The sequence below is a fragment of the Brevundimonas diminuta ATCC 11568 genome (genome assembly GCF_000204035.1).
Taxonomy (GTDB): Bacteria; Pseudomonadota; Alphaproteobacteria; order Caulobacterales; family Caulobacteraceae; genus Brevundimonas; species Brevundimonas diminuta.
Genome location: NZ_GL883086.1, coordinates 1701523 through 1710807, shown reverse-complemented (window position 1 = coordinate 1710807; position 9285 = coordinate 1701523). Strand labels below are relative to the sequence as shown.

The following is a 9285-nucleotide window of genomic DNA, read 5'->3' as shown; positions in this document are numbered from 1 at the left end:
GGGCTATCCGACCTATGTGGACCGGCTCGCCGCCTATCTGGACAGCGGGGCGGATCCGTATGATCCCGACTTCTGGGCCAAGGACGTGCGGGTGTCCCTGGCGCTCAGCGTGCCGGGCAGCAACACCCAGATGCTGGACCTGTCCTCGCCCGTCGGGCCGGGGCTGGTGGTGCGGCACATGCTGGGCGGGCGCGGTCCCGGTCCGCTGATCGCCTGGGTCCAGGCGGGCGGCTGGCGTCCGTGGCTGGAGACGCACACCGAGGCGCGCGACCTGTCGGACTTCAACGAAGCGGGCTGGGAGCGGAACTGGGCCGCCGCCGCCGCCCTGTTGAAGACGCGGCCCGAACTGGCGGGCGTCATCGGCTCCAGCTGGTTCTTCGATCCGCCGCTGGAGATCATCAGCCCGCGCCTGACCTATCTGCGGGCCACGCCCGTGAACAACGGCGCCTTCATGATCCATCAGGGCGGCGGCGAAATCCACGATGAGCGCGCCTCCGTCTCATCGCCCACCCGCCGCGCCATGATCGAGGCGGGCGAATACAGCGCCTGCTCCTGGCTGCTGTGCTGGCCTCGCAAACCGCTGATTCGCTGGGCCGAGGCGCGAGGGTTGCTTCAACCCTAAGGCGAGAAGTGCGGCGGAGTGACGCGGCTGTGGCTCAATTTGGGCGAAGAAAGGGCCGATTGAGGCGGCGCCCAAACCCCTGGGAGTCATGAAGGGCGGGGGTTGGAGGGAAATTCTAATTTCGAGACACTCAAGCGTGACCATTTTGGTTGATGGGCGTTTTGGTGAATGATCTTCGTTCCATGATTGACAGTAGGCGGAGGTTTCCGTCTCAAATGATGCGGAGAGGGGCGCGTGGAGCGGCGGTCATGGGGCTGTCGAGACGGAGGCGGCCTCTCTTCGAATAGCCATTGTCGCTCTTGTGGGGATCTATGATTAACGCGTTCAAGGCTGGCCTCTTGGTTGCAGCCGCTGGTTCCGCCCTGGTTTGGGCGAGTGATGTTTCCGCTCAGACGAGTGTTACGCCGCCGCCGGGCGGGTTCTACATGGCGGACGGGTCGCGCACTGCGGATTACGACGCGGCGCTGACGTCCTGGCGCGAAGACGCTCAATTCTCGGTCGACTACTCCAAGGCCTATCTTGGGCTGGAGCACGCCTACGCCTTGGGCCTGACGGGCAAGGGGCTGACGATCGGCGTCAATGACGCAGGCGTCTACATGGATCACCCGCTGTTCGGCGGGGAAGGCAAGATCAAGGGTCTGAACACGGTCGTTTCGAGCGACTACGGCAACGACGGCCGCATCAACCCCCGTCGCGGCTGGGAAGGCCACGGCACCCACGTCGCCGGCACCATCGGCGGCGCCCGCATCGAGGGCGAGGCCATGTTCGGCAACGCCTTCGGCGCCAACATCTATTCGGCCACGACCAACTTCGCCGCCGGCGACTTCCTGTGGTTCCGCGACGTCTACATCAACGGCGACATCGTCAGCACGGCCCAGACCAACATCGTTGACCTGGCCGCGACGGGCGAGGTGCGGATCATCAACAACAGCTGGGGTTCAAGCAACAGCCTGGCCTATAATGCGTCCGCAGCGCTGGTGCGTCAGACCTTCGGCCCGCGCAGCAACTACGGCGACTTCTACAAGCCGGTGCTCGACAATGACGTTCTGGTCGTCTTTTCGGCGGGCAACGGCTACGGCGCTCACGCGGGCATTGACGCCGCTGCGCCGATGTTCGATCCGCGCCTGCGCGACAACTGGCTGTCGGTCGCCAATTACAAGGCCGATCTGACGCCCAGCGCCTCGACCAGCTTCTGCGGTCAGACCGCGACCTGGTGCGTCGCGGGTCCGGGCCATCAGATCGTGTCGGCCGTGCCCGGCTTCGAATTCGATTTCAACGCCATCGTGGCCCAGTACCGTCCGGCTGACTACCGCCCGCTCTATGCGGCGACGACGGTCGCGGCGCTGCAGAGCGCTTCGGTGAACCGCTTCCTGGGCGCGCTGAACGCTTATCTGGACGCCAAATACGCCGCCGAGGACGCCGGTCTTCCGTTCGACGAGGCCGCCGCACGCCGCCGCGTGGCCGAGGAGGCCGTGGCCATCACCCTGATCTCGGGCGGCCGTCTCGGCGACCCGGACGGCTTCACCTCTCAACTGGCCAGTCTGCTGGTTTCGCCCGCCAATATGGCGATCCTGACGCCGGAGTTCTCGTCCGACGTGCTGACCCAGGCCAATGCTCTGCTGGTGGAGCGTCTGAAGACGCTGGTCACTTACACGGGGCCTGACTACGCCGCCTATACGGGCACGTCGATGGCGGCGCCGAACATCTCGGGCTTCGCCGCCCTGCTGATGGAGCATTTCGCCGAGTACGACACGGCCCTGATCGGCGACATCCTGGTGTCCAGCTCGCTGGATCTGGACACGCCGGGCGTGGACCTGAAGTCCGGCTGGGGCGCGCCGCAGATGGAGGTCGCGCTGAAGGGCCCGACGGCCCTGCGCGACGTGCGCGACGTCAATGTCCGCGTCGGCACGGTCGATGTGTGGAGCAACGACATCGGCGACGCGCGCGACCGCTACTCGGCCGAGGTGCTGGCCGAATACCCCGACGACATCGGCGGCATCGTCAAGAAGGGCGGCGGCGAGCTGATCCTGACGGGCGCCAACGACTACACCGGCGCGACCCGCGTCGAGGGCGGCCTGCTGACCGTCAACGGCAGCCTGTTGAACTCGACCTCGACCGTGGCCGATCTGGGCATGCTGGGCGGCGTGGGCCGTCTGGCCGACGTGATCGTCGACAAGGGCGGCGTCCTGGCGCCGGGCGATGCGGCCAACCCGTTCGGCACGCTGACCATCGCCGACAATCTGGTGTTCAAGGACGGCTCCTATCTGTGGATCCGCTCCAGCGTGAACGGCGCCCAGCACTCGCGCGTCGCCGTGGAAGGCGCGACGACGCTGGAAGGCGGCAAGGTCATCCTGAAGGCCGACCAGGGCGAGTGGAACCTGCGCACGCGGATGAACATCCTGCAGTCCGAGGGCGGCGTCACCGGCGTCTTCGCGGGGGCCGAAAGCGACCTGGCCTTCCTGAAGCCGATCCTGGCCTACAGCGCCAAGGCCGTGCAGCTGACGCTGGCGCGCAATGACGTGACCATCGCCTCGGTCGGCGTGACGCCGAACCAGAAGTCGGTCGGCGCGGCGCTCGACGTCATGACCGCTTCGGCCATGACGCCGTCAGCGGGCCGTAACACAGCGCTGGAAGACGCCATTCTGGACGGCAGCGTCGCCAACGTCCGCGGCGCTCTGAACAGCCTGACGGGCGAGGTTCACGCCACCCTGGCGGGCGTCGCCACGGGCGACTCGCGCTTCATCCGGGACGCCATGCTGACACGCGGCCGCAACGGCGCGACGGAGGCGACCGACGGCCGCGGCGTCGCCGTCTGGGCCTCGGGGGTGTTCGGCAGCGGGCGTCAGGACAACGGCGAACTGGCCGGCTTCCGTAGCGAGGCCACCGGCTATCTGGCCGGCGTCGAGAAGACGCTGAACGGCCGCGCCCACATCGGCGTCGCCGTGGGTGAAAGCCAGTCGGAAATCCGCGCCAGCCGTCTGCTGTCGACGGGCGAGGTCAAGACCCAGCACATCGGCGTCTACGGCGCCGCGACGCTGGGCGGCTTCGACTTCCGTCTGGGCGGCGCCTGGATGGATTCGCGCACCCGCACCGACCGTTCGGCCTCGCTGAACCGCTTCAATGAGCAACTGACCGGCCGCTATGACGGCGAAGCCTGGCAGGCCTACGGCGAAGTGTCGTGGCGTAAGCCGGTCATGGCCTCGACCGTGCTGGAGCCGTACCTGAACTACACCCGCGTCGAATATGATGCGGACGTGGTCGAGCGCGGCGGCGACGCGGCCCTGTCGGGCGACGTCTCCCAGACCTCGGACCTGCTGACGGCGGGTCTGCGCTCCGAGACGCATCTGGCGGGCGGCAACGGCCGTCCGGCGCTGTCGGCGATCGGCCACCTGGCTTGGACCGAAGACCTGAGCGGCGACGGCCCCGTGTTCAACGCGGCCTTCTCGGACGGTCCGGTGTTCCGCGTCGAAGGCGCCGACCTGAACTCGGGCGCGCTGCAGGCGGGCCTGGGCTTCAACATCGAGGCAAGCAAGTCGACCAACATCGAGGTCGGCTACTCGGGCGTCTTCAACGACGACTACAAGGACCACCGCCTGACCGGCCGCGTCAGCTTCCGGTTCTGATAAGGCGGGCGTCGGGGCTTCGGCCCCGGCGATCCTGACGGACAGACGCCGTCGCCCTCAGCGGGCGGCGGCGTTTTTCTTTGGGCGGGGTGAGCGGGAACTAGGCGCCGCCCAATCGCTCCCACGCCTCGCCGACCGGCAGGATCTCCAGCCCGGCCGCCTTGGCTAGGCGGATCAGGCGGTCCAGATCCTCGGGGGTGCAGCCGTAGAGGGTAGGGGCGCTCTCGACATCATGGCCATAGGCGATCAGCCAGCCGGGCGCCTCGGCCGCGCGGGCGACCAGGGCCTCCAGGTCGTAGTGGGGCAGGCGGCGGGACTCCAGGCCGATGGCCTGCAGATTGGCCCGGTCGGCGCGTCCGGCGTTGACCCCGTCGCGCACCCCGCGTCCCAGCAGGAACCGCTCGTCGATCACCGTCTTGGCGCCCAGGGCCACGTCGCCGAAGGGCCAGGCGAAGGTCGTCATGACGTGGCCGTCCAGCCGCTCGGCCACCCAGGCGGCGTTTCTCGCCAACTGGTCCGTCAACTGGGCGGGGCTCAGGCGCAGGGCGCTGACGTGGTCGAAGGTGTGGCAGCCGACCTCGTGCCCGGCCTCATGCGCGGCCTGCAGGTGTTCGACCTCGAACTGGGCCTTGCCGATGTTCTCGCCGCCGCACAGACCGCCCGCGACGTAATAGGTCGCCCTGATCCCGTGTTCGGCCAGGATCGGCCCGGCCTCGGTCCAGGCGCTGGCCGGGAAGTCGTCGAAGCTGAGGCTGAGAATCCCGCGCGCGGGCGCGACTGTCGTCGGCCTGACGCCAAGGTAGCGCGCCGCCCGGCGGCGCATCTGATCGATCCGTTGCTGCATCATGGGCGCCTTCTAGCGTAACGGCGCTTGCAGAAGGATGAAGGTTTCGGTCCGCTCGCCTTGCTGGCGAAGCGTGGCGGCCCTATGGTCCGCGCCTCCCGAAATCGGACCGAAATGTCGACCGTGGCCGCTGCTGAACCTCTCTCGTTTCAGGACTTGATCCTGACCCTGCACCACTATTGGAGCGAGCAGGGCTGCGCCATTTTGCAGCCCTATGACATCGAGGTCGGCGCCGGCACCCTGCACCCCGCCACCGTGCTGCGGGCGCTGGGCAAGAAGCCGTGGAAGGCCGCCTATGTCCAGCCGTCGCGCCGCCCCGGCGACGGCCGCTATGGCGAGAACCCCAACCGGCTGCAGCACTATTACCAGTATCAGGTCATCCTGAAGCCGAACCCCGACAACCTGCAGGAGCTGTATCTCAACTCCCTGCGCGCCATCGGCATCGACCCCAGCCTGCACGACATCCGCTTCGTCGAGGACGACTGGGAAAACCCGACCGTTGGCGCCTGGGGGCTGGGCTGGGAGGTCTGGTGCGACGGCATGGAGGTGACGCAGTTCACCTATTTCCAGGGCGTCGGCGGCATCGAGGTCGACGTGGTGTCGGGCGAGCTGACCTACGGGCTGGAACGTCTGGCCATGTATGTTCAGGGCGTCGACAACGTCTATGACCTGAAGTTCAACAAGGAGGGCCTGACCTACGGCGAAGTCTTCCTCGAGAACGAGCGCCAGCAGTCGGAAGCCAACTTCCACGGTTATGACGTCGCCGCGCTGAAGCGCCGTTTCGAGGACATGGAGCGCGAGGCCGCGCACTTCCTGACCATGAAGGGGCCGCAGGGGCAGCCGCTGGTGCTGGCCGCCTATGACCAGGTGCTGAAGGCCTCGCACCTGTTCAACCTGATGGACGCCCGCGGCGCCATCGCCGTCGCCGAACGCCAGAGCTACATCGGCCGCATCCGCGACCTGTGCAAAGCCTGCGCCCTCGCTCAAGTCGAACACGAACGGGCGACCGCCTGATGTCCCAGCTTCTCCTCGAAATCTTCTCCGAAGAAATCCCCGCCCGCATGCAGCCCGGCGCCGCGCGCGATCTGGAGCGCATGGCGTCGGACCGCCTGAAGGCTGCGGGCCTGACCTGGGACGCGCTGACGACCTACGCCGGGCCGCGCCGTCTGACGCTGGTGATCGACGGCCTGCCCGCCGCCACGCCCGACCGCAATGAAGAGCTGAAGGGCCCGAAGACCTCGGCCCCCGCTCAGGCGCTGGAAGGCTTCCTGCGCAAGACCGGCCTGACGCAGGACCAGTTGGTCGAGCGCGACGGCGTCTGGTTCGCCGAAATCAGCAGCAAGGGCCGCGCGACCACCGAGGTCGTGGCCGAAAGCGTCGACGACATCATCCGCCACTTCCCCTGGCCCAAGTCGATGCGCTGGGGCGCGGGAACCCTGCGCTGGGTGCGGCCGATCAAGCGCATTCTGGCCCTGTACGACGGGGCGGTGATCCCGTTTGAAGTCGACGGCATTCCCTCGGGCGACGTGACCGAGGGCCACCGCTTCATGGGCGCGGGCCAGCCGTTCGCGGTCAAGGACTTCGCCGATTATCGCACCAAGCTGGAGCGCAACTTCGTCCTGCTGGACGCCGCCGATCGCAAGCTGCGCATCCTCGAGGGCGCCAGGGCCGTCTGCGCGGCCAAGGGGCTGGCCCTGGTCGATGACGACGGCCTGCTGGACGAGGTGTCGGGTCTGGCCGAATGGCCGACGCCGATCCTGGGCGACATGGACCCGCAGTTCCTGGCCCTGCCGCCGGAAGTGGTCCAGCTGTCGATGAAGGTGCACCAGAAGTATTTCGCCGTGCGCGAACCGGGCAAGGACGGCTTGGCGTCGCACTTCGTCGTCGTCGCCAACGTCGAGGCGACCGACGGGGGGCAGGCTCTGGCGGCGGGCAACGCCAAGGTGCTGTCGGCCCGCCTCAGCGACGCGGAGTTCTTCTGGACCGAGGATCAGAAGGTCGGCTTCGACGCCTGGAACGCCAAGCTGAAGGACGTCACCTTCCACGCCAAGCTGGGCACCCTGGCCGAGCGCGTGGACCGCATCGCGGCGCTGGCGCGCGAGATCGCCCCGCTGGTCGGCGCCGATCCGGCGCAGGCGGAACAGGCCGCACGCCTGTCCAAGGCCGACCTGGCCTCGGGCATGGTGGGCGAGTTCCCGGAACTGCAGGGGATCATGGGCGGCTACTACGCCCGTCTGGCCGGTCAGCCCGACGCCGTGGCCGACGCCATCCGCGACCACTACAAGCCGCAGGGACCGGGCGACACTGTCCCGACCGCCCCGGTCACGGTCGCCGTCGCCATGGCCGAAAAGCTGGACACCCTGGTCGGCTTCTTCGCCATCGATGAAAAGCCCACGGGCTCGAAAGACCCCTATGCGCTTCGCCGCGCCGCGCTGGGCGTGATCCGGCTGGTGCTGGAGAATGGGGTGCGGATGCCGTTGCAGGGCATGACGTTCGTCGCTGGCGAATACCTGTCAGGCATGCGCAATCTTGAGAAGCTGCCGAACTATGATCGCGCCTCTGTGGTTCGTATGGCGGTTCTGGGCAAGGAAGAGGTCGAAGCGGATCGCATCCGTATCGCGGCCATGCTTGACGGGGCTGATGATGCCGACTGGCGGCATGGCGCACTGGATTATCAGGCTGGCCTCACGCAGCTTGGCTGGGACGTTCTCGCCTTCTTCGGCGACCGACTGACCGTCCTGCTGCGCGACAAGGGCCAGCGTCACGATCTCGTGGCGGCTGTCTTCGCGCTGGGCGACGACGATCTGGTGCGGATCGTGCGTCGGGTGGAGGCGCTGGCCGCCTTCCTGGCGACGGACGACGGGGCGAACCTGCTGGCGGGTTACAAGCGCGCCGCCCAACTGCTCAAGGCCGAGGAGAAGAAGGGGCCGTTGCCGGAGGGCGCCGTCGCCACCGGCCTGCCGAACCAGCCGGCGGAAGAGACCGCCCTGGCCTTCGCCGCCGCCGCCGCCGCCTCGGCCGTGGACGCGGCGCTGGAGGCCGAGGACTTCGCCGCCGCCATGACGGCGCTCGCCGCCCTGCGCGGTCCGGTGGACGCCTTCTTCACCGCAGTCATGGTCAACTCGGACGTAGCCGAAGAGCGCGAAAACCGTCTGAAGCTGCTGGTCCAGGTGCGCGGCGTCATGAACCGCGTCGCCGACTTCGGCCAGATCGCGGGCTGATCCATCGTCCTTCTCCCACAAGGGGAGAAGGGAGGCTTAGGCCGTGAACGGTCCCAGCATGTCGGCGGGAATGCGGGCGGGGCGCAGGGTCTGGGCGTCGACCAGGCACCATTCGGACAGGCCTTGCGCGCACAGGCGGCCTTCGGCGTCCTCGATGCGGACATAGCGGTTGAAGCGCGGGCCCTGCGGGTCGCCGACCCAGGTGCGGGCGACGACGCCGGTCGCGTCGGGCGCGATGGCGCTCAGGTAGTCGATTTCGTGTCTCAGGGCGATCCACGACCAGCGGGCGCGCGTCTCGTCGTCGAAGCGCGCGTTCCAGTGGGCCGTGCCCACGTCCTGCAGCCAGCCGACGTAGACGACGTTGTTGACGTGGTTGTTCTCGTCGATGTGTTCCGGCCGCACGTCCAGCGGGACGACGAAGACCTCGCGGTCCTCACGCGGTTGCAGCTGCGGCCGGGCCATCGAGCTTAGGCTTCGCCGAGGGCGACGCCCTTTTCGGACATCAGGGCGGCCAGTTCGCCCGACTGGAACATCTCGCGCACGATGTCCGAGCCGCCGACGAATTCGCCCTTCACATAGAGCTGGGGGATGGTCGGCCAGTCGGTGAAGGCCTTGATGCCTTCGCGCAGGGCTTCGTCCTGCAGCACGTCGACGCCGACGAAGGGGGCGCCCACGTGATCCAGGATCTGAACCGTGACCGAGGAGAAGCCGCAGCGCGGCGAATCCGGCGTGCCCTTCATGAAGAGCACCACGTCATGCTCGGCCACCGTCTGGGCGATGAAGGCGTGGACGGGATCGGCGGCGGTTTGTTCGGTCACTGTGTCGGAACCCTTCTGCGAAGCCCGTGAGCTAGGCGCCCAATGGGGCCGGGTCAAGGCCGGTCGGCGTCTCGGCCGCGTTCGATCAGACGGTTTGCGGGCGCGGCGTCAGGCGTTCGGCGCGTTCGGCCAGGCCGGCGGCGCCGTGCTCGCGCGC

The 9285-nt window shown here is 68.0% G+C and carries 7 protein-coding genes; 4 read left to right on the top strand and 3 right to left on the bottom strand.

Annotated elements, in window-relative coordinates; all coding sequences use genetic code 11:
• Positions 1–622: hypothetical protein (locus BDIM_RS12125; RefSeq protein WP_050796715.1), on the top strand; the 622-nt coding region annotated here is incomplete at its 5' end.
• A gap of 338 nt (positions 623–960) precedes the next feature.
• Positions 961–4245: an autotransporter domain-containing protein gene (locus BDIM_RS12120; protein ID WP_248601219.1), complete on the top strand. Its 3285-nt coding sequence runs from the start codon at positions 961–963 to the stop codon at positions 4243–4245.
• Between the two features lie 100 nt (positions 4246–4345).
• Here BDIM_RS12120 and BDIM_RS12115 read toward each other — a convergent pair whose 3' ends face one another.
• The gene (locus tag BDIM_RS12115; RefSeq protein ID WP_003165882.1) at positions 4346–5092 is read right to left on the bottom strand and encodes a polysaccharide deacetylase family protein; all 747 of its coding nucleotides are present in this window, start codon (positions 5090–5092) and stop codon (positions 4346–4348) included.
• 111 nt (positions 5093–5203) lie between these two features.
• Here BDIM_RS12115 and BDIM_RS12110 point away from each other — a divergent pair, with 111 nt between their 5' ends.
• Positions 5204–6103: a glycine--tRNA ligase subunit alpha gene (locus BDIM_RS12110; protein WP_003165881.1), complete on the top strand. Its 900-nt coding sequence runs from the start codon at positions 5204–5206 to the stop codon at positions 6101–6103.
• The gene (gene glyS / locus BDIM_RS12105) at positions 6103–8310 is read left to right on the top strand and encodes a glycine--tRNA ligase subunit beta (protein WP_040346049.1); all 2208 of its coding nucleotides are present in this window, start codon (positions 6103–6105) and stop codon (positions 8308–8310) included. Before BDIM_RS12110 ends, glyS begins: the two co-directional genes overlap by 1 nt.
• A 36-nt stretch (positions 8311–8346) precedes the next feature.
• Here the strand turns inward: glyS and BDIM_RS12100 are convergent, their stop codons facing one another.
• Together BDIM_RS12100 and grxD are read right to left on the bottom strand one after the other, a co-directional pair.
• A complete protein-coding gene (locus BDIM_RS12100) occupies positions 8347–8772 on the bottom strand; it encodes an acyl-CoA thioesterase (RefSeq protein ID WP_040346046.1) in 426 nt (141 codons plus the stop codon).
• 5 nt (positions 8773–8777) lie between these two features.
• Complete coding sequence (grxD, locus tag BDIM_RS12095) at positions 8778–9128, bottom strand: Grx4 family monothiol glutaredoxin (RefSeq protein ID WP_003165880.1); 351 nt, start codon at positions 9126–9128, stop codon at positions 8778–8780.
• Positions 9129–9285: the final 157 nt, after the last annotated feature.